The organism is Streptomyces sp. NPDC016845 (assembly GCF_044332585.1).
Lineage (GTDB): Bacteria > Actinomycetota > Actinomycetes > Streptomycetales > Streptomycetaceae > Streptomyces.
In genome coordinates this window covers 221,335-247,051 of record NZ_JBIRPI010000001.1, presented here as the reverse complement: position 1 = coordinate 247,051, position 25,717 = coordinate 221,335, and the positions used below count along the sequence as shown (strand labels likewise).

19 protein-coding genes and 1 pseudogene are annotated in these 25,717 nt (G+C 71.0%); 9 read left to right on the top strand and 11 right to left on the bottom strand.

The genetic code is table 11. The annotated features are described in order from the left end of the window. Positions 1-12: 12 nt before the first annotated feature. From ACH4RC_RS01050 to ACH4RC_RS01040, 3 genes are all read right to left on the bottom strand, one after another. Positions 13-1,392: an FtsX-like permease family protein gene (locus tag ACH4RC_RS01050; RefSeq protein ID WP_398195621.1), complete on the bottom strand. Its 1,380-nt coding sequence runs from the start codon at positions 1,390-1,392 to the stop codon at positions 13-15. A gap of 12 nt (positions 1,393-1,404) precedes the next feature. Then, a complete protein-coding gene (locus tag ACH4RC_RS01045; protein ID WP_398193449.1) occupies positions 1,405-2,274 on the bottom strand; it encodes an ABC transporter ATP-binding protein in 870 nt (289 codons plus the stop codon). A gap of 140 nt (positions 2,275-2,414) precedes the next feature. Then, positions 2,415-3,173: an ABC transporter ATP-binding protein gene (locus tag ACH4RC_RS01040; protein ID WP_398195618.1), complete on the bottom strand. Its 759-nt coding sequence runs from the start codon at positions 3,171-3,173 to the stop codon at positions 2,415-2,417. A 503-nt stretch (positions 3,174-3,676) separates the two neighbouring features. Between ACH4RC_RS01040 and ACH4RC_RS01035 the strand changes: the two genes are divergently transcribed. From ACH4RC_RS01035 to ACH4RC_RS01025, 3 genes are read left to right on the top strand one after another with little or no spacing between them, the layout of a single operon-like run. After that, on the top strand, positions 3,677-5,863 hold the full coding sequence (locus tag ACH4RC_RS01035; RefSeq protein ID WP_398193446.1) for an MMPL family transporter: 2,187 nt from the start codon (positions 3,677-3,679) through the stop codon (positions 5,861-5,863). A gap of 5 nt (positions 5,864-5,868) precedes the next feature. After that, complete coding sequence (locus tag ACH4RC_RS01030; protein ID WP_398193443.1) at positions 5,869-7,170, top strand: sensor histidine kinase; 1,302 nt, start codon at positions 5,869-5,871, stop codon at positions 7,168-7,170. Further along, positions 7,170-7,832, top strand: a complete 663-nt coding sequence (locus tag ACH4RC_RS01025) for a response regulator (RefSeq protein ID WP_398193440.1) — start codon at positions 7,170-7,172, stop codon at positions 7,830-7,832. Before ACH4RC_RS01030 ends, ACH4RC_RS01025 begins: the two co-directional genes overlap by 1 nt. Before the next feature lie 3 nt (positions 7,833-7,835). On the opposite strand, the gene ACH4RC_RS01020 is transcribed toward ACH4RC_RS01025, so the two are convergent. The 8 genes and pseudogenes from ACH4RC_RS01020 to ACH4RC_RS00985 form a co-directional block, all read right to left on the bottom strand. Beyond that, positions 7,836-8,486: a potassium-transporting ATPase subunit C gene (locus ACH4RC_RS01020; RefSeq protein ID WP_398195615.1), complete on the bottom strand. Its 651-nt coding sequence runs from the start codon at positions 8,484-8,486 to the stop codon at positions 7,836-7,838. 27 nt (positions 8,487-8,513) lie between these two features. Further along, complete coding sequence (gene kdpB / locus ACH4RC_RS01015; RefSeq protein WP_398193439.1) at positions 8,514-10,577, bottom strand: potassium-transporting ATPase subunit KdpB; 2,064 nt, start codon at positions 10,575-10,577, stop codon at positions 8,514-8,516. Next, positions 10,574-12,238 (bottom strand): potassium-transporting ATPase subunit KdpA, encoded by a 1,665-nt coding sequence (gene kdpA / locus ACH4RC_RS01010; protein ID WP_398193436.1) that lies wholly within the window; start codon positions 12,236-12,238, stop codon positions 10,574-10,576. Before kdpA ends, kdpB begins: the two co-directional genes overlap by 4 nt. An 8-nt stretch (positions 12,239-12,246) precedes the next feature. Next, positions 12,247-12,336 carry a K(+)-transporting ATPase subunit F gene (kdpF, locus tag ACH4RC_RS01005; RefSeq protein WP_398193434.1) on the bottom strand — a complete coding sequence of 30 codons (90 nt, stop codon included), beginning with the start codon at positions 12,334-12,336 and terminating at the stop codon, positions 12,247-12,249. Positions 12,337-12,673: 337 nt separating this feature from the next. Next, complete coding sequence (locus tag ACH4RC_RS01000; RefSeq protein ID WP_398193431.1) at positions 12,674-15,082, bottom strand: ATP-binding cassette domain-containing protein; 2,409 nt, start codon at positions 15,080-15,082, stop codon at positions 12,674-12,676. Between the two features lie 239 nt (positions 15,083-15,321). Next, positions 15,322-15,539 (bottom strand): annotated as a pseudogene (locus ACH4RC_RS00995) (cryptochrome/photolyase family protein); the annotation flags it as partial. Then, a complete protein-coding gene (locus ACH4RC_RS00990; RefSeq protein ID WP_398193429.1) occupies positions 15,526-15,867 on the bottom strand; it encodes a DUF3140 domain-containing protein in 342 nt (113 codons plus the stop codon). The gene ACH4RC_RS00990 and the pseudogene ACH4RC_RS00995, both read right to left, overlap by 14 nt. Continuing rightward, positions 15,867-16,094, bottom strand: coding sequence for a DUF2945 domain-containing protein (locus tag ACH4RC_RS00985; protein ID WP_398195613.1), 228 nt, complete (start codon positions 16,092-16,094; stop codon positions 15,867-15,869). The genes ACH4RC_RS00990 and ACH4RC_RS00985 overlap by 1 nt, the downstream gene beginning before the upstream one ends. Positions 16,095-16,758: 664 nt before the next feature. Between ACH4RC_RS00985 and ACH4RC_RS00980 the strand changes: the two genes are divergently transcribed. From ACH4RC_RS00980 to asnB, 6 genes are all read left to right on the top strand, one after another. After that, on the top strand, positions 16,759-18,237 hold the full coding sequence (locus ACH4RC_RS00980; protein ID WP_398195611.1) for a sugar transferase: 1,479 nt from the start codon (positions 16,759-16,761) through the stop codon (positions 18,235-18,237). 87 nt (positions 18,238-18,324) lie between these two features. After that, the gene (locus tag ACH4RC_RS00975; protein WP_398193427.1) at positions 18,325-19,641 is read left to right on the top strand and encodes a nucleotide sugar dehydrogenase; all 1,317 of its coding nucleotides are present in this window, start codon (positions 18,325-18,327) and stop codon (positions 19,639-19,641) included. After that, positions 19,631-20,875 carry a glycosyltransferase family 4 protein gene (locus ACH4RC_RS00970; protein WP_398193425.1) on the top strand — a complete coding sequence of 415 codons (1,245 nt, stop codon included), beginning with the start codon at positions 19,631-19,633 and terminating at the stop codon, positions 20,873-20,875. The genes ACH4RC_RS00975 and ACH4RC_RS00970 overlap by 11 nt, the downstream gene beginning before the upstream one ends. Next, positions 20,872-22,245, top strand: coding sequence for a Wzz/FepE/Etk N-terminal domain-containing protein (locus ACH4RC_RS00965; protein WP_398193422.1), 1,374 nt, complete (start codon positions 20,872-20,874; stop codon positions 22,243-22,245). The genes ACH4RC_RS00970 and ACH4RC_RS00965 overlap by 4 nt, the downstream gene beginning before the upstream one ends. After that, entirely contained in the window at positions 22,245-23,762 is a 1,518-nt protein-coding gene (locus ACH4RC_RS00960) for a Wzz/FepE/Etk N-terminal domain-containing protein (RefSeq protein ID WP_398193420.1), read from the top strand. The genes ACH4RC_RS00965 and ACH4RC_RS00960 overlap by 1 nt, the downstream gene beginning before the upstream one ends. A gap of 3 nt (positions 23,763-23,765) precedes the next feature. Continuing rightward, positions 23,766-25,694 carry an asparagine synthase (glutamine-hydrolyzing) gene (asnB, locus tag ACH4RC_RS00955; RefSeq protein WP_398193419.1) on the top strand — a complete coding sequence of 643 codons (1,929 nt, stop codon included), beginning with the start codon at positions 23,766-23,768 and terminating at the stop codon, positions 25,692-25,694. Positions 25,695-25,717: the final 23 nt, after the last annotated feature.

The window sequence follows — 25,717 nt, the reverse complement described above, 5'->3', positions numbered from 1 at the left end:
GCCCGTGTCGCCCTACGCGGCGAGGGAGACGGCTTCCACCGCCGGCACCCGTACGCCGCGCCGGGCGGTGATCATGCTGGTCACCAGTGTTGCGGCGGCGGCCAGGGCCACCACGGCGAGCCAGATGCCGAGGCCGCGGCCGGGCAGCACGCCGTCGGTGCGTACGACGGTGAAGGGGACGATGCCGGCGAGCGCGGCGAGTGTGCCGAAGAACACTCCGGTGACGGTCAGGACGACGCCCTCGGCCGCAACGGTCGCCAGGACCTGGGAGGGGGTCGCGCCGGCCAGGCGCTGCTGACCGAACTCGCGTACGCGGTAGGCCGTGGCCGCGTACAGAGAATTGATCAACATGATGCAGGCGAAGACGACGATGATGCCGACCACGACCAGGTTGAGCGTCTCGAGGTTCTTGTCGTCGATTGATTTGGTCAACCCCGATGCCTTGATCGCGTCGTTCTCGACGGCCTGCATGTACAGCGTCGCCGTGGCCATGCCGATGAAGAGGATCAACGGCATCAGGATGCCGGACAGTTCGGACGCGCGGCGGCGCATGTTGCGCACGCTCAGGTAGCCGCTAACGCCCGCGAGCGCCGTCAGGAGCGGCTCGACGCGGCCGAGCACCGTGCGCAGCAGGCTCGTCGAGACGAGCGCGAAGCCCACGGAGAGCAGGATCGCGCCGTAGGCGGGCGCCGCCATCAGAGCGGCGTTGGTGGCGTCCATGGCGAAGGTGGCGCTGGCCGTGAGCGCTCCGGCGCCGAGCGTCGCCCAGGACGCGATGCTCCGCCCCCTGCCAGGCTTCCGCACCCCACCCGGCTTCCGCACCCCGCCCGGCTTCCGCTTCCGGCGGGTGTCCGTGGACGCCTTCGTGGCGCGGCGCACCGCGAGGAAGGCCGCGCCCGCCGACGCGAGGAGCGAGACGCAGACGCCCGACATCAGGGCGATCGGGCCGAAGGCGGGGTCGACCGAGTCGGCGACCTGGCCGCTGTCCTTGAACACGGAGAGCAGGACGGTGCCGCCGGCCATGGCGGGGCCGACGGCGAGCAGGGCGGCCACGAGCGCGACGACCGTGGACTCGCCGACGACCATGCGTTTGATCTGGGCGGGGGTGGCTCCGGTGGCGCGCAGCAGGTTGATCTCGTCCGTACGTTGACGGACGTTGACCGTCAACGCCGAGGCGATCGCGAAGAAGACCAGGAGCGTGCCGTAGCCGCCGACGACACTCGCCGAGGTCCGCAGGGTCTCCGCGCTGACCTTGTCGACATCGGACGCGTTCGCCGTGTCGTGCAGGGAGTTGAACGTCATGATGACGGCCGCGCCGAGAAAGGCGGACAGGAGAGTCGCCAGGAAGCGGCCGGGGCGCTGTCGTACGGAGCGCATGGCGAGGCCGAGCATGGTGAACACGGTTCACGCCTCCAGAGGGGTGCCAGCGGTGCAGCGGGGGTCGTCGTGGCGGACGTCGTCGCCGAGGTGGGCTAGGCGTTCGGCGATCTGGTCGACGGTCGGGGCCTGCATCTGTCCGGCGAGCCGGCCGTCGGCGAGGAACTGCACGGAGTCCGCGTACGACGCCGCGACCGGGTCGTGCGTCACCATCACCACGGTCCTGCCGTGCGTCCGCACCGCTTCCTGGAGCAGCCGCAGCACGTCGCGGGCGCTGCGCGTGTCCAGGGCCCCGGTCGGCTCGTCCGCGAAGATCACGGAGGGTTCGGTGACCAGGGCGCGGGCGATCGCGACGCGCTGGCGCTGGCCGCCGGAGAGCTGGTCAGGGGTGTGTCCGAGCCGGTCGCCGAGGCCGACGTCGGAGAGGATCTGCTCGGCCCGCGCGCGGTTCACGCGCCGCCCGGCGAGGCGGAGCGGCAGGACCGTGTTCTGCGCGACGGTGAGCGTCGGCAGCAGGTTGTACTGCTGGAAGACGAAGCCGATGCGGGTGCGGCGGAACTTGGTGAGCGCGGCCTCGCCGCGGGCCGGTCCCGGTCCGCCGGTCATCTCCTCGCCGTCGACCACGACCAGGCCGCTGTCGGGGCGGTCGAGCCCGGCCGCGCAGTGCAGCAGCGTCGACTTGCCCGAGCCGGACGGGCCCATCACGGCCGTGAAGCTGCCGGTCGGCAGGGACAGGGTGATGTCGTCGAGCGCCTTGACCTGGGTGCCGCCGCCGGACGCGTCGGCGCCGTCCCCGTCCTGCGCCGTCGCGCCGTACGTTCTGCTGACCCTGACCAGGCGGAGCGCCTCGCCGCGGCCGTACGCGGAGGTCTGCCCGTGCTGCTGACGGTTGCGCATGTCGCCGCTCCCCTCGTCCGGCGCCCTGTGCGCCTCTCCTACGACGCTAGGGATGACGGCCGCGCGGCACATTGGGCGTACGGCCCGGACCGGGGGTGGTGCTACGTACACCCGGCACGTGCGGGCGGCCCCCGTCGGCCCTACAGATGGCCGCCCGAGCGGGCCAGCCAGCGGCCCGCGTGGCGCGTGACCTCGATGGGGCGGCCGAAGCAGGCCGTCATGCGGTCGGCCGTCAGGACCTCCTCGACCGGGCCGCGCGCGAGGACGCGGCCCTCGCGCAGGAGCAGCGCGTGGCTGATCGCCGGGGACAGCTCCTCCAGGTGGTGGGTGACGGTCACGGTCGCCAACCCGGGCCTGTTGGCCGCCAGTTGCCGCATCGTGTCGATGAGGTCCTCGCGCGAAGGCAGGTCGAGCGCGTTGAACGGTTCGTCGAGCAGGAGCAGCGCCGGGTCCGCCATGAGGGCGCGGGCGATGAGGACACGGGCGCGCTGGCCGCCCGAGCAGACGCCGTACGGGCGGTCGGCGAGGTCCTTGATCTGCAGCTCGGCGAGGAGTGCGTGGGCGCGTGCGCGCACCTCGTCGCCGTACGACTTCCACAGCGGCTGGACCGTGCCGGTGTGGCCGGTCAGGACGACGGTGTGGCCGGGGAGGTCCTGCGGGACGCGCTGGGAGGTGGAGACGTGACCGATGAGGGCGCGCAGCTCGCGCACGTCGACGCGGCCGAGCCGGTGGCCGAGGACCTCGACCGTGCCGCTGGTCGGGAACGCGGTGGCGCCTACGAGGCGCAGGATGCTGGTCTTGCCCGCGCCGTTCGGGCCGAGCAGCGCCCAGTGCTCGCCGGGGCGGACGGTCCAGTCGATGCCGTCGAGGATGACCTGGCCGGTGGTGAGGCGGCGCAGGTCGACTCCGTCGAGGGCGGCGACGACACGGCGGTCCTGCTTGTCGCGCGCGTGGCCGTCTTGCCCAGCGCGCGGGTGGCCGCCTTGCCCACCACGCGCGTGGCCGCCTTGCCCACCACGCGCGTGGCCGTCCCGCTCGTCGCCCACGTAGCCGTCTCGCTCGTCGCGCACGCGGTCGGCCCGCCCGTCGCACACGCGGCCGTCCTGTCCGTCGCGCACGCGGCCGTCCTGCCCCCTGGCGGCATCCGGCGCGCCGGCCACGTCCGGCCCGGCCACCACGTCCGGCCCGCTCGTCCTGTCCGTCCCGTTCATGGCGCCTCCCGCTCCGTCGCGTACCGGAGGCGAGACTAGCTGTACGCCACATTTATCCGCGCTCGCGTCCGAGTCGTGGACGGGCCACCGCGGGCGCCGCTCGACAGTGCTGGGGTCCACCGACCGGTGGACCCCAGGTTCAACCGGCCGCCGCTGTCGGCGCCCCCGGCCGCGCGGACAGCATGAACGTCATGACCAATTACCCCGTACGCATGGCTCGTTGGAGCGCGGGACACCCCTGGCGGGCGGTCGCCGGATGGTTCCTCTTCGTCGTCCTCTGCCTCGGCGCCGGTGTCGCCGTCGGCGCGAACCCCGCCGGCTCCGCCGACTTCGGTGTCGGTGAGGCCGGGCGCGGTGAGGCGATCGCCCGGGACGGCGGGCTCGCGCAGCGGCCCCTCGAACGTGTCCTGGTCGAGCGGCGCGACGGCGCCGCCCCGCTGGAGCGCGCCACGGGCGGCGCCGTCGCCCGCGACATCGCGGAGCGGATGCGCGCGCTGCCCGAGGTGCGGTCGGTGGCCGCGCCGGTCTGGTCGAAGGATGGCCGGGCGGTCCGCGTCGACGTCACCATGGAGGGCGCGGAACTCGACGGGAAGAAGCACGTCGACCCGTTGCGTGCCCAGACCGCCGCCGTACAGAAGGCCCACCCGGACCTGCGCGTCGAGGAGACCGGCGGCCCGTCCATCAGCCAGGGCGTCGACGAACTACGCGGCAGCGACCTGTCCCGTACGGAGCTGATCGCGCTGCCGATCACGCTTCTGACCTTGCTGTTCGTGTTCCGCTCCGTGGCGATGGCCACCGTGCCGCTGCTGCTCACGATCACCTCGATCATGGCGTCCGTCGGCCTGTCGATGCTGGCCTCGCACGCCTTCCCGGACGCGGGCGTCGGCACCAACATCATCCTGCTCATCGGACTCGCCGTGGGCGTCGACTACACGCTCTTCTACCTGAAGCGCGAACGCGAGGAACGGGCCCGCTCGGCGGGGAGGCTGAGCCCGCAGGCGCTGGTGGAGCTGGCCGCCGCCACCTCCGGGCGGGCCGTCGTGCTCTCCGGGTTCGCGGTCGCCGTCTCCAGCGCGACGCTCTACCTCGCCGACGACGTGATCTTCTCGTCCATCGCCACCGCCGCGATCGTGGTGACGCTCGTCGCCGTGGTCAGCTCGCTGACCGTGCTGCCCGCGCTGCTCGTCAGGATCGGGGCGCGGGCCGAGCGCCGGGCGGCCCGTCGCGGCAAGCGCCCCGCCGCCCCGAAGCCCGTACGGCACAACGCGCTGCTGCGGCTCACGGCCCGCAGGCCCGTCGCCGTCCTGGCCGTCGGGGTCGTGGCGATGCTCGCGCTCGCCGCTCCGGTGCTCGGCATGAAGCTGACCGACATGGGGCGCGAGACGCACTCGCGGCAGACCCGGTCGATGCCCACCTTCGACCGGCTGAACGCGGCGTTCCCCGAGGTCAAGGCCGCGCATCAGGTCGTCGTACGGACCGAAGCCGGCCGGGCCGACGAGGTACGGGGCGCGCTGCGCGACCTCGCCGCGACCGCCACGAAGGACGACCCCGCGCTCGCGGGCACGTACACGCTGCGCACCTCCGCGGACCGGCGCGTCAGCTCGCTCGAACTGCCCGTCCCGCACTACGTGAGCACCGAACCCGCGCAAGGGTCGCTCGAACGGCTGCGCGACCGCTATGTACCCGACACGGTCGGGAAGCTGAGCGGAGACGTCGACTCCGCCGTGACCGGTGACGTGGCCCGCTACGCCGACTATCCCGCGCACCAGAAGCAGAAGCTTCCGCTGGTCATCGGGGCGCTGCTGCTCGTGACGTTCGCGATGACGGTGTGGGCGTTCCGCTCGGTGGTGCTCGGCCTGGTCGGTGTCGTGCTCAACCTGCTGTCGGCCGCCGCCTCGCTCGGCGTCCTGACCTGGACGTTCCAGAACACGTTCGCCGAAGGGCTGCTCGACTTCGACTCGACCGGGACGATCGGCTCGCGTGTGCCGCTGTTCCTCTTCGTCATCCTGTTCGGCCTGTCGATGGACTACCAGGTGTTCGTGATCAGCCGCATCAGGGAGGGTGTGCAGCGCGGCGAGGAGACCCGGCAGGCCGTGCTCGACGGGGTCGGCGGTTCGGCGGGGGTCGTGACGAGCGCGGCGTTCGTGATGGTGACGGTGTTCGCGAGTTTCGTGTCGCTGCACTTCATCGAGATGAAGCAGATCGGGTTCAGCCTGGCGGTGGCGGTCCTGCTCGACGCCTTCGTCATCCGGGTGCTGATCCTTCCCGCGCTCATGCTGCTGCTCGGGGAGCGGAGTTGGTGGCCCTCGCGCGGCGGTCGCGGGGCGCGGCGGCAGGACGAAGCGCCGGTCGTACCGCCACTGGCGAACGTAGGCTGATCGCCATGGACCCCAGCCGGCAGCCCGCCGTCACCAGCGCCCAGGGCTCCCTCGCCGTCCCCGCCGCGCACCGCTGGAACGCCGTCCTGTGGGTGCTGTGCGGGCTCGTGCCGCCCGCCATCGCCGTCTCGGACCGGGCGGCCGGGGTGAAGTTCACGGTGTACGGGCTGCTGGCCGTCCTCACCTTCGCCTACGCGGCCGTGGCGATGTTCCCCTCGAATCCGGTCCTGCGACCGCCGGTCTACCTCTCGGTCCTGGTCGCCGGGCTCGGCACCGTCGCCTACGTGATGGGCGGCGGGGCCGCCCTGTTCATCGTGGCGCTGCCGCACTTCTGGATCTACGCGTCCGGGCCCGCCGCCGCTCTCTCCTTCAGCGGGGCGGCAGCCGCCCTGACCGCGTCGGCGGGCGCCGCAGGACGCGATCCCGACCCGGCGCTGCTCACCGGGGACACGGCCTTCGTCGCGCTCGGGTACGTCGTGGGCGCCGGGGTCGGCCTCCTCGTCCACCGGATCAGCGCGCAGGGCGAGGCGCGGGCTCAGCAGTTGGCGGATCAACTCGTCGATACACAGGCCGCCTTGGCGGAGGCGCATCGGCGGCAAGGCGCGGCGGACGAACGGGAGCGGCTCGCACGCGAGATCCACGACACGCTCGCGCAGGGCTTCGCCTCGATCATCGTGCTCGCGGAGGCCGCACGGGCGGGTCTGGATACACAGATGAGTGCTCAACCAGGTACATCACCGGATACCCCACCGGGTCCACAACTTGAGCGCTCCGCTCAACAGTTGTCATCCATTGAGCAGACCGCGCGGGAGAACCTGGCGGAGGCCCGCGCCCTCGTCGGGGCGACACCGCCGCCCGGCGGCGCCGTCCAGGGCTCCGTCGCCGCGACCCTGCGGCGCACCCTCGACCGGTTCGCCGAGGACACCGGCATCGCGGTCGACGCGGACCTCGCGGAGGCCGGCTGCGACCAGCAGACCCGGATCGCGCTGCTGCGCTGCACCCAGGAGTCGCTCGCCAACGTCCGCAAGCACGCGGGGGCCTCGACGGTGATCGTGGTCCTCGCGCCGAGCCCGTACGGCATCGAGCTCGAGATCACCGACGACGGGCGGGGCTTCGACGTGGGCGCGGCGCGCGGCTTCGGCCTCGACGGCATGCGCAAGCGGCTCGCCGAACTCGGCGGCGAGCTGACCGTCACCAGTTCCGTCGGGGACGGCACCCGGATACTCGCCTCCCTGCCCGCCCCCTCCGCCCCCTTCGGCCCCTCCACCCCCTCCACCCCCTTCGGCCCCGGCCACGAGGAGCTCTAATGACCGTGCAGGACGAGAACGTCCGGCCGTTGCGGGTCGTCGTGGTGGACGACCACACCGTGATGCGCGCCGGTGTCGTCGCGCTGCTCGCGCCCGAGCCCGGGATCGAGGTGGTCGGGGAGGCGGACGACGGCCGGGCGGGCGTGGCGCTCGTCGACGAACTCCGCCCCGATGTCGCTCTGTTGGACCTACGGATGCCGGTCCTGGACGGAGTCGCGGCCACGCAGCGGATCGTCGCGGGCCCGAGCGGTACCCGCGTGCTGATCCTGACGACGTACGACACGGACACGGAGATCGAGCGCGCGGTGGAGGCGGGGGCGATCGGCTATCTGCTCAAGGACACCTCGCGCGAGCAGCTCGTCGACGCGATCCACGCGGCGGCGCGCGGCGAGACCGTGCTCGCGCCGCGCGTCGCGCAGAAGCTCGTGGCGAAGATGCGCCGGCCGGTCCAGGCGGCGCTCACCGCCCGCGAGGTGGACGTCCTGCGGGCGGTGGCCGACGGCCTCTCCAACGCGGACATCGGCAGGCGCCTGGTGATCGGCGAGGCGACCGTGAAGACGCATCTGCTGCGCGTCTTCGCGAAGCTCGACGTCAGCGACCGGACGCGGGCGGTCGTGGTGGCGATGGAGCGCGGGCTCCTGGCACCGGCCGGGAGGGAGTGACGCTCACTCGCCGGTGGTCGACTCGCGCAGTGCGACGTTGAGTTCGAGGACGTTCACGCCCGGCTCCCCCATGAAGCCGAGCGCCCGGCCGTCGGTGTGCGCGTCGACCAGTTCGCGGACCCGCGCCACGGGCAGGTGGTTCCGCTCCGCGACCCGATGGACCTGGAGGTTCGCGTAGTCCGGCGAGATGTGCGGGTCGAGGCCCGAGCCGGACGAGGTGACGGCGTCGGGCGGGACGTCCGAGGCGCGCACCTTGTACGTGGCCGTGGAGTTGTCCGCGACGACGGCGGCCCGGGCGTCCTTCACCTGCTTGACCAGGGCGGGGTTGTCGCCGGAGAGGTTGGTGGCGCCGGACAGGATCAATGTGTACTGGGTGTTGACGCTGTTGGTGCCGAGGCCGTTGGACGGGCGGGGCTGGAACCAGCGCAGGTCGGGCTCGCCGTCCTCGGTGAGGTAGGTCTGGCCGATGAGGGACGAGCCGACGACCCTCCCGCCGGACTTGATCTCGGAGCCGCCGGCCTGGTGCGGGAAGGCGGCCTGGGCGACACCGGTCACGGCGAGCGGGTAGAGGACGCCGCACACGACGGTGAGGAGCAGCAGGGCGCGCAGGCCCGCGCCGAGGACCCGGCCGGTGTTTCGTACGGAGGTGTTCATGGTGGTCAGCACGCTTTCCGGGGGTCGTCACAGACCGGGAACGAGGGAGAGGAGCAGGTCGATGAGTTTGATGCCGATGAAGGGGGCGATCAGGCCGCCGAGCCCGTAGACGCCGAGGTTGCGGCGGAGCAGCCGGTCGGCGCTGACGGGCCGGTACCGGACCCCCTTCAGGGCGAGCGGGACGAGCGCGACAATGATCAGCGCGTTGAAGATCACCGCGGCGAGGATCGCGGAGTCGGGGCTGGACAGGCGCATGATGTTGAGCTTGTCGAGGCCCGGGTAGACCGCGGCGAACAGGGCCGGGATGATCGCGAAGTACTTCGCGACATCGTTGGCTATGGAGAAGGTTGTCAATGCGCCTCGTGTGATCAACAGTTGCTTGCCGATCTCGACGATCTCGATGAGCTTGGTCGGGTTCGAGTCGAGGTCGACCATGTTGCCGGCCTCCTTCGCGGCCGACGTGCCGGTGTTCATGGCGACGCCTACGTCCGCCTGGGCGAGGGCCGGCGCGTCGTTGGTGCCGTCACCGGTCATCGCGACGAGCTTGCCGCCCGCCTGCTCCCGCTTGATCAGCGCCATCTTGTCCTCGGGCGTCGCCTCGGCGAGGAAGTCGTCGACGCCCGCCTCGTCCGCGATGGCCTTCGCCGTGAGCGGGTTGTCGCCCGTGATCATGACGGTTCTGATGCCCATGCGGCGCAGCTCGTCGAACCGTTCCCGCATGCCGTCCTTGACGACGTCCTTGAGGTGGATGACGCCGAGCACGCGGGCGCCCTCGCTGTCCTCCACCGCGACGAGGAGCGGTGTGCCGCCCGCTTCGGAGATCGTCTTGACGAGCCGGTCGGCGTCCCCGGCGGTCCGGCCGCCACCCCGTTCCCCGACCCAGGCGGCGACCGACCCGGCCGCCCCCTTGCGGATCGCGCGTCCGTCGACGTCCACGCCCGACATCCGGGTCTGCGCGGTGAACTCGATCCAGTCCGCGCCGGTCAGCTCGGCCCGCACGCGCTCGCGCAGCCCGTACCTCTCCTCGGCGAGGACGACGACGGAGCGGCCCTCGGGGGTCTCGTCGGCCAGCGACGACAGCTGGGCGGCGTCGGCGAGTTCAGCCTCGGTGACACCCTCGACGGGGACGAACTCCGCGGCCCGGCGGTTGCCGAAGGTGATGGTGCCGGTCTTGTCGAGCAGCAGGGTCGACACGTCACCGGCGGCCTCGACGGCGCGTCCGGACAGCGCGAGGACATTGCGCTGGACGAGGCGGTCCATGCCCGCGATGCCGATGGCGGAGAGCAGGGCGCCGATCGTGGTCGGGATGAGGCAGACGAGCAGGGCCACCAGGACGACCATGTCGAGGTTCTTGCCCGCGTAGTGCGCGAACGGCGGCAGCGTGGCCACGGCGAGGAGGAAGACGACGGTGAGGGAGGCGAGCAGGATGTTGAGCGCGATCTCGTTCGGCGTCTTCTGCCGGGCCGCGCCCTCGACCAGGTTGATCATGCGGTCGATGAACGTCTCCCCGGGCTTCGTCGTGATCTTGATGACGACGCGGTCGGAGAGGACCTTCGTGCCGCCCGTGACGGCCGAGCGGTCGCCGCCGGACTCACGGATGACGGGCGCGGACTCGCCGGTGATCGCGGACTCGTCGACGGAGGCGACGCCCTCGACGACATCGCCGTCGCCGGGGACGACATCGCCCGCCTCACAGACCACGAGGTCACCGATGCGCAGGTCCGTGCCAGGGACACGCTCCTCGGCCGGTCCGTTCAGCCTGCGCGCCACCGTGTCGGTCTTGGCCTTGCGCAGAGTGTCGGCCTGCGCCTTGCCGCGCCCCTCCGCGACGGCCTCCGCGAGGTTGGCGAAGATCACCGTCAGCCAGAGCCAGGCGCTGATCGTCCAGCCGAACCAGTCGGAGGGGTGCGCGAACGAGAACACGGTCGTCAGCACCGAGCCGACGAGCACGACGAACATCACCGGGGACTTGACCATCACCCGGGGGTGCAGCTTGCGGCAGGCGTCGGGGAGCGACTTCAGGAGTTGCGCGGGGTCGAACAGACCACTGGCCACGGTGCCCTCGGATGTCTCGGTACGTACGTTCTTCATGAGGCGAGCCCTTCGGCGAGCGGGCCGAGCGCGAGGGCGGGGAAGAAGGTCAGCCCGGCGACGATCATGACCGTACCGACGAGCAACCCGGTGAACAGGGGCTTCTCGGTGCGCAGGGTGCCCGACGTGGCCGGGACCGGCCGCTGTTCCGCCAGTGAACCGGCGAGCGCGAGCACGAACACCATCGGCAGGAAGCGGCCGAGCAGCATGGCGAGCCCGATCGTGGTGTTGAACCAGTGGGTGTCGGCGCTCAGGCCCGCGAAGGCGGAGCCGTTGTTGTTGGCGCCGGAGGTGAAGGCGTAGAGGATCTCGGAGAACCCGTGCGCGCCCCCGTTGAGCATGGAGTTCTTCGGCGTCGGCAGGGCCATGGAGAAGGCCGTGAAGAGCAGGACGAGCGCCGGGGTGATCAGGATGTAGCAGGCGGCGAGCTTGATCTCGCGGGTGCCGATCTTCTTGCCGAGGTACTCGGGTGTGCGGCCGACCATCAGCCCTGCGAGGAACACCGCGATGATCGCCATGATCAGCATGCCGTAGAGGCCGGATCCCGTGCCGCCGGGCGCGATCTCGCCGAGCTGCATGCCCAGCATGGTGATGCCGCCGCCGAGGCCGGTGTAGGAGGAGTGGAAGGAGTTCACGGCGCCGGTCGAGGTCAGCGTCGTGGCGACGGCGAAGATCGAGGAGCCGCCGATGCCGAAGCGGTTCTCCTTGCCTTCCATGGCGCCGCCCGCGAGGTCGAACGCGGGGCCGTGGTGGGCGAACTCGGTCCACATCATGAGGCCGGTGAAGGCGACCCAGATCGTCGCCATCGTGGCGAGGATCGCGTAGCCCTGCCGGACCGAGCCGACCATGACGCCGAACGTGCGGGGCAGCGCGAACGGGATGACCAGGATGAGGAAGACCTCGAAGAGGTTGGTGAAACCGTTCGGGTTCTCGAAGGGATGGGCGGAGTTGGCGTTGAAGTAGCCACCGCCGTTGGTACCGAGCTCCTTGATGGCTTCCTGCGAGGCGACGGCGCCGCCGTTCCACTGCTGCGAGCCGCCCATGAACTGGCCGACCTCATGGATCCCCGAGAAGTTCTGGATGGCGCCGCAGGCGACCAGGACCAGGGCGCCGAGCACCGCGATGGGGAGGAGGACGCGGACGACGCCGCGTACCAGGTCGGCCCAGAAGTTGCCCAGTTCACCGGTGCGGGTCCGGGCGAAGCCGCGTACGAGGGCGACGGCCACGGCGATGCCCACGGCGGCCGAGACGAAGTTCTGCACCGCGAGGCCGCCGGTCTGCACGACGTGGCCCATGGCCTGCTCGCCGTAGTACGACTGCCAGTTGGTGTTGGCGACGAAGGACGCGGCCGTGTTGAACGCCTGGTCCGGGTCGATCGACCGGAAGCCGAGCGAGCCGGGCAGCGCGCCCTGGAGCCGCTGGAGGAGGTAGAGGAAGAGGACGCTCACGGCGGAGAACGCGAGGACGCCGCGCAGGTACGCGGTCCAGCGCATCCGGGTGTCCGGGTCGGCGCCGATGCCCTTGTAGATCCACTTCTCCACCCGGAGGTGCTTCTCGGAGGAGTAGACCCGGGCCATGTGGTCGCCGAGCGGACGGTGGGCCAGGGCGAGCGCCGCGACAAGGGCGAGGAACTGCAGCGCTGCGGCGAGTACGGGGCTCATGTCGGCGCTCAGAACCTCTCCGGGTACAGGAGGGCGAGGACGAGGTAGCCCAGGAGGGCGACGGCCACGACGAGGCCGACAACATGTTCGAGGGTCACAGCTTGGTGACCCCCTTGGCGACGAGGGCCACCAGCGCGAAGACCGCGACCGTGGTGACGACGAAGGCCAGATCGGCCATCGTGAGCTCCCGGATGGGTGCGAAAGGGACAGGGACGGAACCGATCCGAACCGGATCGGACCGGATCGGATCGGATCGGACCGGATCGGATCGAACCGGATCGGACCAAACCGAACCGGACGGAAACGGTTGGATCCGTTGGGACGGTTAGAGCAAACATCCGCTCATGGCCGGTTCCGGTCCCTGTTGACGCCTCCTATACGGGAACGTATGTGCCCTTGACGCTTCTCATACGGGTGGCCGCGCGGGGCCGCCGGTCACGCCTGCACGTACTCCGCCAGATGCTGCCCCGTGAGCGTCTCGCGGTGGGCGACGAGGTCCGCCGGAGTCCCCTCGAAGACGACCTTGCCGCCGTCGTGTCCGGCGCCGGGGCCGAGGTCGATGATCCAGTCGGCGTGCGCCATGACGGCCTGGTGGTGCTCGACCACGATCACCGACTTCCCGGCGTCGACGAGCCGGTCGAGCAGCCCGAGCAGCTGCTCCACGTCGGCGAGGTGGAGTCCGGCGGTCGGCTCGTCGAGTACGTAGACACCGCCGCCGCCCTTCTCCCCCATGTGCGCGGCCAGCTTGAGCCGCTGCCGCTCGCCGCCGGAGAGCGTGGTCAGCGGCTGGCCGAGGGTGAGGTAGCCGAGCCCGACGTCGTCGAGGCGCTCCAGGATCTTGTGCGCGGCAGGGGTGCGGGCGTCACCGGCGCGGAAGAACTCCTCGGCCTCGGCCACCGGCATCGCGAGGACCTCGCTGATGTCGCGGCCGCCGAGGCGGTACTCCAGGACGGAGGCGTCGAACCGCTTGCCGTCGCACTCCTCGCAGGTCGTCGACACCCCGGCCATCATCGCGAGGTCGGTGTAGACCACGCCGACGCCCTTGCAGGTGGGGCAGGCGCCTTCGGAGTTGGCGCTGAAGAGGGCGGGCTTGACGCCGTTGGCCTTGGCGAACGCCTTGCGGATCGGCTCGAGGACACCGCTGTACGTGGCCGGGTTGGAGCGCCGCGAGCCGCGGATCGCACCCTGGTCGACGGAGACGACGCCCTCCCCCGCCGGGATCGACCCGTGCACGAGGGAGCTCTTGCCGGATCCGGCCACACCGGTGACGACGGTCAGCACGCCGAGCGGGATGTCGACGTCGACGCCCTGGAGGTTGTTGGTGGAGGCGCCGCGGATCTCCAGGGCGCCGGTCGGCTTGCGGACGGTGTCCTTGACGGCGGCGCGGTCGTCGAAGTGGCGTCCGGTGATGGTGTCGGCCGCCCGCAGCCCGTCCACGGTCCCCTCGAAACAGACGCTGCCGCCGCCCGCGCCGGCCCCGGGCCCGAGGTCCACGACGTGGTCGGCGATGGCGATCATCTCGGGCTTGTGCTCCACGACGAGGACGGTGTTGCCCTTGTCGCGCAGGCGCAGGAGCAGCTCGTTCATCCGCTGGATGTCGTGCGGGTGCAGCCCGGTCGTCGGCTCGTCGAAGACGTACGTGGTGTCGGTGAGGGACGAGCCGAGGTGGCGGATCATCTTGACGCGCTGGGCCTCACCGCCGGACAGGGTGCCGGAGGGCCGGTCGAGGGAGAGGTAGCCGAGGCCGATCTCCACGAACGACTCCAGGGTCTGCTGGACCGTCTCGAGCAGCGGGGCGACCGAGGGCTCCGTCAGTTCGCGCACCCAGACGGCGAGGTCGCGGATCTCCATGGCGCAGGCGTCGGCGATGCTGATGCTCTTGATCTTCGAGGAGCGTGCGCCTTCGTTGAGCCGTGTGCCCTCGCACTCGGGGCAGACGGCGAAGGTGACGGCCCGCTCGACGAAGGCCCGGATGTGCGGCTGGAGCGAGTCGACGTCCTTGGCGAGCATTGACTTCTGTATACGCGGGATCAACCCCTCGTACGTCAGGTTGATCCCGTCAACCTTGATCTTCGTCGGCTCCTTATAGAGGAGGTCGTGCAGCTGTCGCTTGGTGAAGCGGGCGATCGGCTTGTCCGGCGGGAAGAAGCCGCAGCCGGTGAAGATACGGCCGTACCAGCCGTCCATGCTGTAGCCGGGGATGGTGAGCGCGCCCTCGTCGAGGGACTTGCTGTCGTCGTACAGGGCGGTCAGGTCGATGTCGGAGACCGCGCCGCGGCCCTCGCAGCGCGGGCACATGCCGCCGGTGATGCTGAAGGCGCGCCGCTCCTTCACGTCCTGGCCGCCGCGCTTGACGGTCACCGCGCCCGCGCCGCTGATCGAGGCGACGTTGAAGGAGAACGCCTTGGGCGAACCGATGTGCGGCTCGCCGAGACGGCTGAAGAGGATGCGCAGCATGGCGTTGGCGTCGGTCGCGGTGCCGACGGTGGAGCGCGGGTCGGCGCCGAGCCGCTGTTGATCAACGGTGATCACTGTGGTCAACCCGTCGAGGACGTCGACCTCGGGGCGTGCGAGCGTCGGCATGAAGCCCTGGACGAACGCGCTGTACGTCTCGTTGATCAGTCGCTGCGACTCGGCGGCGATCGTGTTGAAGACCAGGGAGCTCTTGCCCGACCCGGAGACCCCGGTGAACACGGTCAACCGCCGCTTGGGCAGTTCGACGCTGACATCCTTGAGGTTGTTCTCGCGGGCCCCGTACACCCGGATCAGATCGTGACTGTCGGCGACGTGCTGCGCCGGCTGTCCGGCCTGCGGCGTATCGGTCTTCCTGGCCTTGGTGGTCATGGCTGTCTCCATACGTCGGGCGACCGGCTGGGAGCAGTATCACCGCCGGAAGGCCGACGTTAATGCGGGTCCGGGCTTCCCGGCTTCTCCGTTTCTGACTGTTCCGGGAGATCGTCGAGGTCGCGGAGGCGGTCCAGGCCGGGGACCGCCCGGGACATGCGCGCGTTGTGCTCGACGCGGTCGCGGTGACGGTGGAGGAGGGTCCAGCACCCGGCGGTGAAGGGGCAGGCGTCGTCGCCGACGCGCACGCGGGGCAGGGCGTCCACGAAGGCGCGGGCCGCGTGGGAGGCCGGGTGGTGGACGGTCACCGGGGTGCTGAGCGGCGGCGCCGGAAGACCCCGCGCGCCTCGATCATGATCAGCGGTGTGCCGCGGTGCGGGACGAAGTGGGGGCCGAGCCGGTCGCCGAAGAGCCAGTGCGGGGTGCCGGTGTCTTCGCCCGCGTCACTTTTTCGGATCGTGGCCCCAGTTCATCAGGGAGTACCGCCAACGGGTGTCCGTGACGTCTCCGGAGGGGCGTTGCTTGATATGGCGGTGCACATAGCCGACGACTTTCCGCATATGGGCGACGTCGTCGTCGCTGAGGTCGCCCTTCTTCTTTTCCTGGAGGTCGATGATGCGGCGCCCGGAGGCGTGGCCGACGCTCTCGCCGCCGCCGTCGGACTGGCCGACGCTCTTGGACTCGTCGGTGTCCAGCCACTTCTTGAGGGCGGCGGGGGTCATGTTGACGACGTCGCCGAACTCCTTGATGGTGTCCTGCCGGTCGTCGTCGCTTTTCCCGCTCATCAGCCGCTGTTTTTCTTGCGCAGGGATTCCGGCTTGTGCACGGCGTTCTTGCCGGATTTGTCGCTGGTGACTTCGTACTGCGGTTCTTCCTTGGAAGCCTTGACGGTGCGGCCCGCCGCCTCCGTGTTCTTGGTGATCTTCTTCTCCACCTTTCCCGGGACGTCCTGTCCGTGACTGCTCCAGGAGACCTTGTCGCCCTTGCTGAGGTCCTTCTTCTTTTTTGCCATGTCCCACACTCTCCCGCCCATCGGCAGGTGCCGCATTCCGGCGGATTCATCCGCCATTTCGAACAGTGTTCGAAAGTGTGTACGTGGCTGAGACCTGGCAGCCGGAAAGCGCTGTCCTCACTGCACGCACGTTCGACATCTGGATCAAGTCCCAACGGTTACGCACGAGTTCCACACATACCCTCTACACGGCGGCGCTGATGGTCTAGATTGACCGTGCTCCACATGTGGACACGAGGCGACAAATGACGATCTATAAGTCGGGCGCCAGGGACAGCCAGCGGCTGCACCCCCGGCGCCGGGCGTGGGGGTGATCGATTTTTCGGGCCCGGACCAGGGCCCTGGGTGTGGGGAGCATCCGGGGTTACGGCGGGTTCCGCACACCGTGACGCCCTGGCGGGCGTAAGAGACCACTGCCGCCTGGGCGAGGTGTCCAAACGACGCTGCTCAGCCGAAATGTCATGCGCGGGAGGCCGAAAGCCGCCTTCCGGGGGGAAGAACAGCGCGGCGCGGAAGGCGGGGGCCTTCCGCTGACGAGAACAGTGCGGCACGGGGGGCGGAGCCTCCCGGGGGGAGAACACAGTGCGGGGGGCGGGGGCGCCCCCTGGGGGGAGGAACCGTGTGGAGCGAACACGTCGAGCCCGCTGGTGACCTGGGGGGGTCCGTGCAACAGGGGGAATTAGTAAGCCCGTTACCGCCGGCGCGCGGGCGTCTGGGGAACGGGCCACTCAGGCAGCCCGCCACCGACTGGGAGCAGCGGTACCGACGTACCGTGATCACCGCCGACACCGTGGCGACAGCCGTGGTGGTGGCGTCGATAGGCCAGTTCTTCGGTGCGCGTGACGCGGCCAACTGGCATGAGAAGTGGGGCATTCTCGCCTTCGGCACCGAGCTGCTCGTGCTCGCGTCGCTCGGGCTGAGCCGGGCCTGGGCGCCGGCCGTGCTCGGCCAGGGCGCCGAGGAGTTCCGCCGCTTCGGGCGCTCCCTGTTCACGGCGACCGTCGTCCTCGCGCTCGGCGGGATAGCCCTGACCTCGCGCAACATCAAGCTCTGGATATTCGTCGCGATCCCCGCGATCGCGATCACCACGATGACCACCCGGTACCTGCTCCGCCTGTGGCTGCACAAGCAGCGCAAGGAGGGGCGCTGCCTCAGACCGGTTCTCGCGGCCGGCAGCCCGGCCACCGTGCACGACCTGATCTCCCGCACCCGTAAGTTCCCGCACCTCGGCTGGCGCGTGGAGGCGGTGTGCACCGCCGACGGACTCGGCCCCGACAGCGACCAGTTGGACGGCGTCCCCGTCGTGGGCCGCCTCTCGGACGTCGCGGGCCATGTCCACCGCGACGGCTACCGCGTCGTCGCCGTCACCCCTGACGCGCACTGGTCGCCCGACAGCCTGCAGCGCCTCGCCTGGAATCTGGAGGGCAGCGACGCCGAGATGGTCGTCGCCCCCGTCCTGATGGAGGTCGCGGGTCCCCGGCTGCACGTCGACGCGGTGCTCGGCATACCGCTCCTGCGGGTCAGCATGCCCGCCTTCACCGGTGGCCGCCGGGTCATCAAGGGCGTCGTGGACCGGCTCGGCGCGGCGACGCTGATCCTGTTCTTCGCGCCGGTGATGCTGCTGGTCGCGCTGCTCATCGTCACGGACAGCAGGGGCGGTGCGGTGTACCGCCAGCGCCGGGTCGGCAAGGACGGCCAGGAGTTCACGATCTTCAAGTTCCGCACCATGGTCCCCGACGCGGACCGGGCGCGCGCCGCGCTCGCCGACCAGAACGAGGGCGCGGGCGTGATGTTCAAGATGCGCCGGGACCCGCGGGTGACCCGGATCGGCAGCGTCCTGCGCCGGTACTCGCTCGATGAACTCCCGCAGCTCTTCAACGTGTTGACCGGATCGATGTCGCTCGTCGGGCCGCGGCCGCCGCTGCCGGAGGAGTCGGCGGCGTACGGGCCTGACATCCGGCGGCGGCTGCTCGTGAAGCCAGGGCTGACCGGCCTGTGGCAGATCAGCGGGCGCAGTGACCTGCCGTGGGAGGAGGCGGTCCGCCTCGACCTGCGGTACGTGGAGGACTGGTCGCTCGCCCTTGACTCGGTGATCTTGTGGAAGACGCTGCGCGCGGTGCTCCGAGGGCAGGGAGCGTACTGAGGAACGCAGGGGGGCTGCGGCACAACTGCCCTGTGGGGCACGGAAACAGCGGACCGTGAAGGTCCGCCTTGGGGGGAGGAACAGGACATGAGAGTCAGCGTCTTAGGACTGGGCTACGTGGGGTGCGTGTCGGCAGCGTGCCTGGCCGCCTCGGGCCACGAGGTCATCGGCGTCGACGTCAGCAAGGTCAAGGTCGACCTCGTCAACGACGGCAAGGCGCCGGTCGTCGAGGAGCGGATCGGCGACATCGTCGCCGAGGCGGTGAACAGCGGCAGGCTGCGCGCCACCGACGACGTGCGCGACGCCATTTTGAACAGTGACGTGTCGCTGGTGTGTGTGGGTACGCCCTCCGAGGCCAACGGCAGTCTGTGCACGACGTACTTGGAGCGGGTCGCCGAGCAGATCGGTGCGGCGCTCGCCGAGCGCGAGGGGCGGCACACCGTCGTGTTCCGCTCCACCATGCTGCCGGGCACCTGCCTGAACCTGCTCGTGCCGCTCCTGGAGAAGCACGCCGGCACCGCCGGGGTGGACTTCGGGGTCGCGGTCAACCCGGAGTTCCTGCGCGAGGGCACGAGCGTGCGGGACTACTTCGACCCGCCCAAGACCGTCATCGGCCAGATCGACGAGGCCAGCGGCGACGTGGTCGCCGCGCTCTACGACGGGCTGCCGGGCGAGGTGTTCCGGGTGCCCGTCCCGACGGCCGAGGCGATCAAGTACGCCGACAACGCCTTCCACGGCCTCAAGATCGGCTTCGCCAACGAGCTGGGCGCGGTGTGCCAGGCGCTCGGCGTCGACTCGCACCAGGTGATCGACGTCTTCCTGGCCGACCGCAAGCTGAACATCAGCCCCGCCTATCTGCGCCCCGGTTTCGCCTTCGGCGGCTCCTGCCTGCCCAAGGACCTGCGCAGCCTGGTCCACGCGGCGCGGCGCGCGGATGTGTCGGTGCCGATCCTGTCGCACGTACTGCCGTCCAACGAGGACCATCTGCAGCGCGCCGTGGAGCTGGTGGAGCGCACCGGCAAGCGGAAGGCGGGCCTGTTCGGACTCTCCTTCAAGCCCGGCACCGACGACCTGCGCGAGAGCCCGCTCGTCGAACTGGCCGAGCGGCTCTACGGCAAGGGCTACGACCTGAAGATCTACGACGCCAACGTGAGCCTGTCCCGGCTGCTCGGCGCGAACCGCGAGTACATCGAGACCCGCCTTCCGCACCTCGCGCAGCTGCTCGCGGACTCCGTCGAGGAGGTGCTCGACCACGCGGAGGTGTGCCTGGTCGGCACCAAGGACCCGGACGTTCTCTCGGCGCTGCCCCATGGTGACAGCGGTCCGGTGATCGTCGATCTCATCCGCCTTCCCGACGCCGAGACGCGCCGGACCGAACCGGGGTACGTGGGCCTTGCTTGGTGACACAGCACGTGCAAGTGGCAATGAGGGCCGGGGGCGGCGTGCGCTGATCCTGGTCGAGAACCTGTCGGTGCCGTTCGACCGACGGGTGTGGCAGGAGTGCCTGACCCTGCGCGACGCGGGGTGGGAGGTGCACGTCATCTGCCCGCGGGGCAGCAAGCGGGACACCGAGGCGGAGGCGGAGATCGACGGGGTGCGGATCCACCGCTACCCGCTGAACGCCGCCACCGGCGGTCCGGCCGGTTATCTGCGCGAGTACGGGGCGGCGCTGTGGCACACGGCGCGCCTCGCCCGCAAGGTCGGACCGGTCCACGTGGTGCACGCCTGCAACCCTCCCGACCTGCTGTTCCTGCCCGCCCTGCGGCTCAAGCGGCTCGGCGCGCGGTTCATCTTCGACCAGCACGACCTGGTGCCCGAGCTGTACCTGTCCCGGTTCGACCGGGGCGAGGACCTGCTCTACCGGGCCGTGCGCGGCCTGGAGCGGCTCACGTACCGGGCGGCGGACATCGTGCTCGCGACGAACGAGAGCTACAAGGACGTCGCTGTGCGCCGGGGCGGCAAGCGGCCCGAGGACGTGTTCGTGGTGCGCAGCGCGCCGCAGGTCGAGCGGTTCCGGCCGGTGCCGCCCGAGCCGGAGCTGAAGCGCGGCAAGCCCCATCTGCTGTGCTACCTCGGCGTGATGGGCCCGCAGGACGGCGTGGACTATGCCCTGCGCGCCCTGGCGGCCCTGCGGGACGAGGTCGGGCGGACGGACTGGCACGCGGTGTTCGTCGGCGGCGGTGACGCCTTCGACGCGATGGTGGAGCTGTCGGAGCAGCTCGGGCTCTCCGGCCAGGTGCAGTTCACGGGGCGAATACCCGACGCCGATCTGGTGCGCTATCTGTCCACGGCGGACGTGTGTCTCTCCCCCGACCCGCGCAACCCGCTCAACGACGTGTCGACCATGAACAAGGTCCTGGAGTACATGGCGATGGGCCGGCCGATCGTCTCCTTCGAGCTGCGGGAGGCGCGGGTCTCCGCCGGGGACGCCGCGCTCTACGCGCCCGCGAACGACGAGGCGGAGTTCGCCCGGCTGGTCGCGCAGCTCATGGACGACCCCGCGCGGCGGGCCGAGATGGGCAAGATCGGTCAGGAGCGGATCAGCGGGCGGCTGTCCTGGCGGCACTCTCAGCAGTCGCTGCTGGCCGCCTATGACGCTGCCTGCCGCGGCCGAAAAGGGAGGAGGCCGCGCCGTTGAGCGAGGACACGATACGTCTGGCGACGATCGGGCGGATTCTCCGTCGGCGCTGGCGGCTCCTGACCCTGTGCACGCTGGCGGGGGCGGCCGTCGGCCTCGGCGCGTCCCTGCTGTTCCCGCCGAGCTGGACCACGTCGGCGTCGGTCCTCATGGCGGGGCAGTGGGAGGAGCGCGAGCTGCTGACCCAGGTGGAGGTCGCGACGAGTTCGGCCGTGATCGACCGCTCGGCCGCCGCGCTGAAGTGGCCCGGTGTCGACGGCACCGAGCTGCAGACCAAGGTGGCCGCCAAGGCGGCGGACGGGAACATCATCAAGATCACGGGTACGGCCGACACGCCGGAGAAGGCGCAGCGGCTGTCCGACCAGGTGGCGCAGCAGTTCGTCGGCTTCGCCTCGCGGATCGGGAGCGACGACACCGCCCCCGACGACGCGGAGGCGGGGCCCGAGGCGCTGCGCAAGCAGGTCGCGCAGACCAACCGCCGTATCAGCGAACTCGCCGAGGCGGCGGATCCGGGGCAGACCGTGGAGAGCGTGCAGGCCCGTACCGAGCTGGAGAAGCTGCGTACGGCGCTGCAGGACGCCATGGAGAAGCTGGAGGAGGCCGACCCGGCGATCGGGGCCAAGAACAGCATGGTCGTGATGGGTCCCGCGGCGAAGCCGACGAGCGAGGCGCCGCCGACGCGGATGCAGCTCGTCGCGGGCGGGGCGCTGATCTTCCTCCTCGTGGCGGTCATCGCGCACCTCACGGCGGCCCGGATGAACCGCCGGCTGCGTTCGGAGGCGGAGATCGCCGCCGCGCTGGGCTCGGTGGCGATCGGGACCGTCGACGTACCGGGTGACCGGAGCGCCGAACCGGCCAAGGCGTCCGGAGCGCGGGCCAGGGCCCGCCGCTTCCTCGGGGTCGACGCGCCGTGGGACACCCCTGCCCCGCACACGTCGGGCGACGAGACCAGCAGACGGGTCCGCTACCGGCGCGTGTGCATGCGCCTGAGGCATCAGCTGCCGGTGCCGAGACGGCTGCTCATCGTCGTCCCGGAGGGTGACGACGTGGCCCGGCGGGCCGCGGGGCAGCTCGTCACCGAGGCGAAGAACGATCCGCTGCTGCGGGTCGTGGAGGTCTCGGTGGCCCATCCGATGGTGCCCGACCGGGAGGCCGAGTCCGGTGTCCTGGTCGTGCTCGGTGCGGGCGCCTGGACCGCGGAGGAGCTGGGCGGCATCGCCTCGGCCTGCGCGGACGGCGGCCACGAAGTCGTCGGTGTCGTCGTGGCGGGCGCGGTCCGCGCCCGGCCGTCGCGCTCCGCCGACCAGCCCCCGGAGAGCGCCACGCTCGCGCTCGCGGTGCGCGGCCACGCGACGGGAGGTCCCGTGTGATGAGCAGCACGACCGCGGAGGTGTCGACGACGCCTCCGCTCCTCGACCTGCACGCCCTGGTGGTGGCGGTGCGCAGACGCCGTCGCCTGTGGTGCTCCCTCGCGGTCCTCGGTTTCCTGGCCGGCGCGGTGTTCGCGGTGCTCATGCCGCCGGCGCCGAGCGCGACGACCAAGCTGCTCGTCGCGCACGCGGAGGACCAGCCGAACGACACCGGCACGCTGATCCGTACCGATGTCGAGGTCCTCGGCACCACGCGGATCGCCGACCGGGCCCTGAAGACCCTCAAGTCCGGGGAGAGGCCCGAGGACTTCATGAAGGAGTACCGGGGCACGGGGCTGACCAACAACGTCCTGCAGATCGACGTGACCGGTGACACCGACGCGCAGGCGGTGGCCCGTGCGAAGGCGCTGGCCGACGCGTTCGTCGCCGACCACGTGCAGCGGATGCGGGACACCGCGAAGGCCGAGTCCAAGGCGCTGCTCGACCAGCGCGACCGGATGCAGAAGCAGCTGGCCGAGGTCAACGACGAGATCGGCGGCCGGTCTCCGGACACCGACCCGGCGAACTCGGCGAGCATCGAGTCGCTCTTCGCCCGCCGCGCCGAGCTCAACTCCCGTATCGCCGACTTCAACCAGCGCGCGGAGGAGGCACGCGTCGGCACGCCGCGGCTCCTCGCGGGGACGCAGATCGTGGACGATCCGCGCGCGGTGGTGCACTCCTTGCCGAAGACGGCCGTGACCAATGCCGCGATCGGGCTCGTCCTGGGGCTCGTCATCGGGCTCGCCCTGTCCGCGGTCGGCGTGGTGGTGGCCGACCGGCCGGTGCTGCGCCGGGAGGTCGCCGCGAATCTGGGCGCCTCGGTCATCGCCGAACTGCCGCACGGCTCCGGCCGGCTGTGGCACCGTGGGCGGACCCGGGCGGCCCGCGAACGGCTCACGACGACGCTCGCGCGGACCGTGCGCGGCTCCGCGGAACCGCTGTCGCTGCTCGAACTGGGCGGCGCGCGCGCCACGAGCGTCATCGCCCTGAACCTCGCGGGCGCTCTCGCGGTGGACGGACCGCTGGTGATCATCGACGGGCTGCCCGGCAACCAGCTCGCGAAGGCGCGCGCTCAGCAGGGCGGCCCGAACGTGATCACCGGTGACCAGGCGGCGGCGCTCTCGCCGCAGGACCGCCGGATCGGCGTCGGCTCGGTCGCGCCGGGCACCGCCTGGACCGATCTGCAGTACCTCGGCAGCCAGACCGTGCTCGTCGTGCGGGCCGGGCACGCCAGTGCCGCCTGGCTGCACACGGTCGCGCGGCAACTCGCCGACCAGCACATCCCCGTACTCGGCGTCGTCCTGATCGACCCCGATCCGCGGGACCGGACCGACGGCACGCTCTGGGACGGCCTGCACACCGCGCTGCGCGGGCAGAGCGAGCGTCTGGCCCGGCAGAACAAGACGGGGCAGCGGCGCGCCGAGCGCGTACCCATGTGGGCCGCGCGGGTCCCGGACAGCGACCAGGAGGCGCGGTAAGACATGTGTGGCATCGCAGGCACGTACCGGTGGCCGGACGGGAAGGCCGTCACCGACCGGCTCACCGACATCCTCGCCCACCGGGGTCCGGACGGGGCGGGGCGCTACCGCCACTCCGTCGGCGACGGTGAGGTGCACCTCGGGCACCGCCGTCTTTCCATCATCGACCTGTCGGAGACCGGCGCCCAGCCGATGATCTCGGACGGGCTCGCCCTGACGTACAACGGCGAGCTGTACAACGCGCCGGAGCTGCGGGCCGAGCTGGCCGCGTCCGGTGTGCGCTTCCGCGGCACCTCCGACACCGAGGTGCTCCTGGAGGCGTGGCGGCGCTGGGGCACGGAGTGCCTGCCCCGGCTGCGCGGCATGTTCGCGTTCGGCGTCTTCGACGAGCGCACCGGTGATCTGACGCTCGTACGGGACCAGTTGGGCATCAAGCCGCTGTTCTTCCTGCGCCGCGGTGAGGGCCTGGTCTTCGCCTCGGAGCTGAAGGCGCTGGCCACCGCGACCGGCGGGACCCTGGACGTGGACCCGGCGGCGCTGGTCGCCTCGCTGCTCTACTACTGGGTGCCGGACTCGCGGTGCGCGTACCGCGAGGCGGAGAAGCTGCCGCCGGGGAGCTGGCTGACGTGCCGGGCCGACGGCCGGGTCGAGCGCGGCCGGTTCTGGAACCTGCGGGACGTGGCCGCCGAGGGCCAGGAGCGGGCGCGCGCTGGGGAGATCCCGGATCTGGCGGCCATCGTCGAGGAGTCGACGCGCCAGCACCTGCTGTCCGACGTGCCGGTGGCGACGTTCCTGTCGGGCGGGCTCGACTCCAGCTATCTGACGGCGCTCGCGGCGCGCGACCGGCCCGGGATCTCGGCCTACACGATCGGGTTCCGCGCGGAGGACGCCAAGTTCGAGGCGATGCCGGACGATCTGCGCTACGCCCGGCAGGTCGCCGAGCAGTTCGGGGTGGATCTGCACGAGATCGAGATCGCGCCGAACGTGCTCGATCTGCTGCCGGAGATGACGTACCACCTGGACGAGCCGATCGGGGACCCGGCGGCGATCAACACGTTCCTGATCTGTTCGGCCGCCCGGGAGGCCGGGGTCAAGGTGATGCTGTCGGGGATGGGCGCCGACGAGCTGTTCGCCGGGTACCGCAAGCACCTGGCCAACACGCTGGCCCTGCGCTACCAGCGCGTTCCGCGGCCGCTGCGGCGCGGGGTGTCGGCGGCGGTGGACCGGCTGCCGGTCGCCTCGGCCAGGCGCGGGTACCGGTCGGTGCGGTTCGCGAAGCGGTTCCTGTCCTTCGCCGATCTGCCGGAGGAGACCGCGTTCCGGCGCAGCTACACCATGTACGACCAGGACGAACTGCTCAGTCTGATCGATCCCGATCTGGCGGGGACGGTCGACGACGTGCTGACCGAGCACGCGGACGTCTACGAGGACAACAACCTCGACGACTTCGTCAACCGCATGTGCCTGGGCGATTCCCGGATGTTCCTGCCGGGCCTCAACCTCGCCTATACGGACCGCTCCAGCATGGCCGCGTCGACGGAGGTCCGGGTGCCGTACGTGGACGTCGAGGTGGTCAAGGCCGCCTTCACGTTCCCCGGCGAGCGCAAGATCGCCGGGCGGCAGGGCAAGGCCGTCCTCAAGGAGGCGGCCACCTCGGTCCTGCCGGACGAGATCGTGTACCGGCCCAAGGGCCTGTTCAGCGCGCCGCTGCGGGCCTGGATGAGCCGGGACCTGGCGCCCCTGGTGCGTGAGGTGATCAACGACGGAGTGCTCGTCAACTCCGGGTTCCTGCGCCGGGACGCGCTGGCCCGGATGGTCGCCGAGGACGCCTCGGGGCAGCGGGACTTCTCCAAGCACCTATGGCATGTGCTGACCCTCGAGTACTGGTATCGCGGCGCGACCTCCGGCTCCGGCCGGAGCCGGGCGGCCTGAGAAAAGCGTGAACACAAGAGGAG

Coding starts and splice junctions, on each gene's coding strand:
- asnB (WP_398193419.1), top strand. CDS start 23,766: ATGTGTGGCATCGCAGGCACGTACCGGTGGCCGGACGGGAAGGCCGTC.
- ACH4RC_RS01020 (WP_398195615.1), bottom strand. CDS start 8,486: ATGAACACCTCCGTACGAAACACCGGCCGGGTCCTCGGCGCGGGCCTG.
- kdpB (WP_398193439.1), bottom strand. CDS start 10,577: ATGAAGAACGTACGTACCGAGACATCCGAGGGCACCGTGGCCAGTGGT.
- ACH4RC_RS00990 (WP_398193429.1), bottom strand. CDS start 15,867: ATGAGCGGGAAAAGCGACGACGACCGGCAGGACACCATCAAGGAGTTC.
- ACH4RC_RS00985 (WP_398195613.1), bottom strand. CDS start 16,094: ATGGCAAAAAAGAAGAAGGACCTCAGCAAGGGCGACAAGGTCTCCTGG.
- ACH4RC_RS01045 (WP_398193449.1), bottom strand. CDS start 2,274: ATGCGCAACCGTCAGCAGCACGGGCAGACCTCCGCGTACGGCCGCGGC.
- ACH4RC_RS01035 (WP_398193446.1), top strand. CDS start 3,677: ATGACCAATTACCCCGTACGCATGGCTCGTTGGAGCGCGGGACACCCC.
- ACH4RC_RS01030 (WP_398193443.1), top strand. CDS start 5,869: ATGGACCCCAGCCGGCAGCCCGCCGTCACCAGCGCCCAGGGCTCCCTC.
- ACH4RC_RS00975 (WP_398193427.1), top strand. CDS start 18,325: ATGAGAGTCAGCGTCTTAGGACTGGGCTACGTGGGGTGCGTGTCGGCA.
- ACH4RC_RS01000 (WP_398193431.1), bottom strand. CDS start 15,082: ATGACCACCAAGGCCAGGAAGACCGATACGCCGCAGGCCGGACAGCCG.
- kdpA (WP_398193436.1), bottom strand. CDS start 12,238: ATGAGCCCCGTACTCGCCGCAGCGCTGCAGTTCCTCGCCCTTGTCGCG.
- ACH4RC_RS01050 (WP_398195621.1), bottom strand. CDS start 1,392: ATGCTCGGCCTCGCCATGCGCTCCGTACGACAGCGCCCCGGCCGCTTC.
- ACH4RC_RS00960 (WP_398193420.1), top strand. CDS start 22,245: ATGAGCAGCACGACCGCGGAGGTGTCGACGACGCCTCCGCTCCTCGAC.
- ACH4RC_RS01025 (WP_398193440.1), top strand. CDS start 7,170: ATGACCGTGCAGGACGAGAACGTCCGGCCGTTGCGGGTCGTCGTGGTG.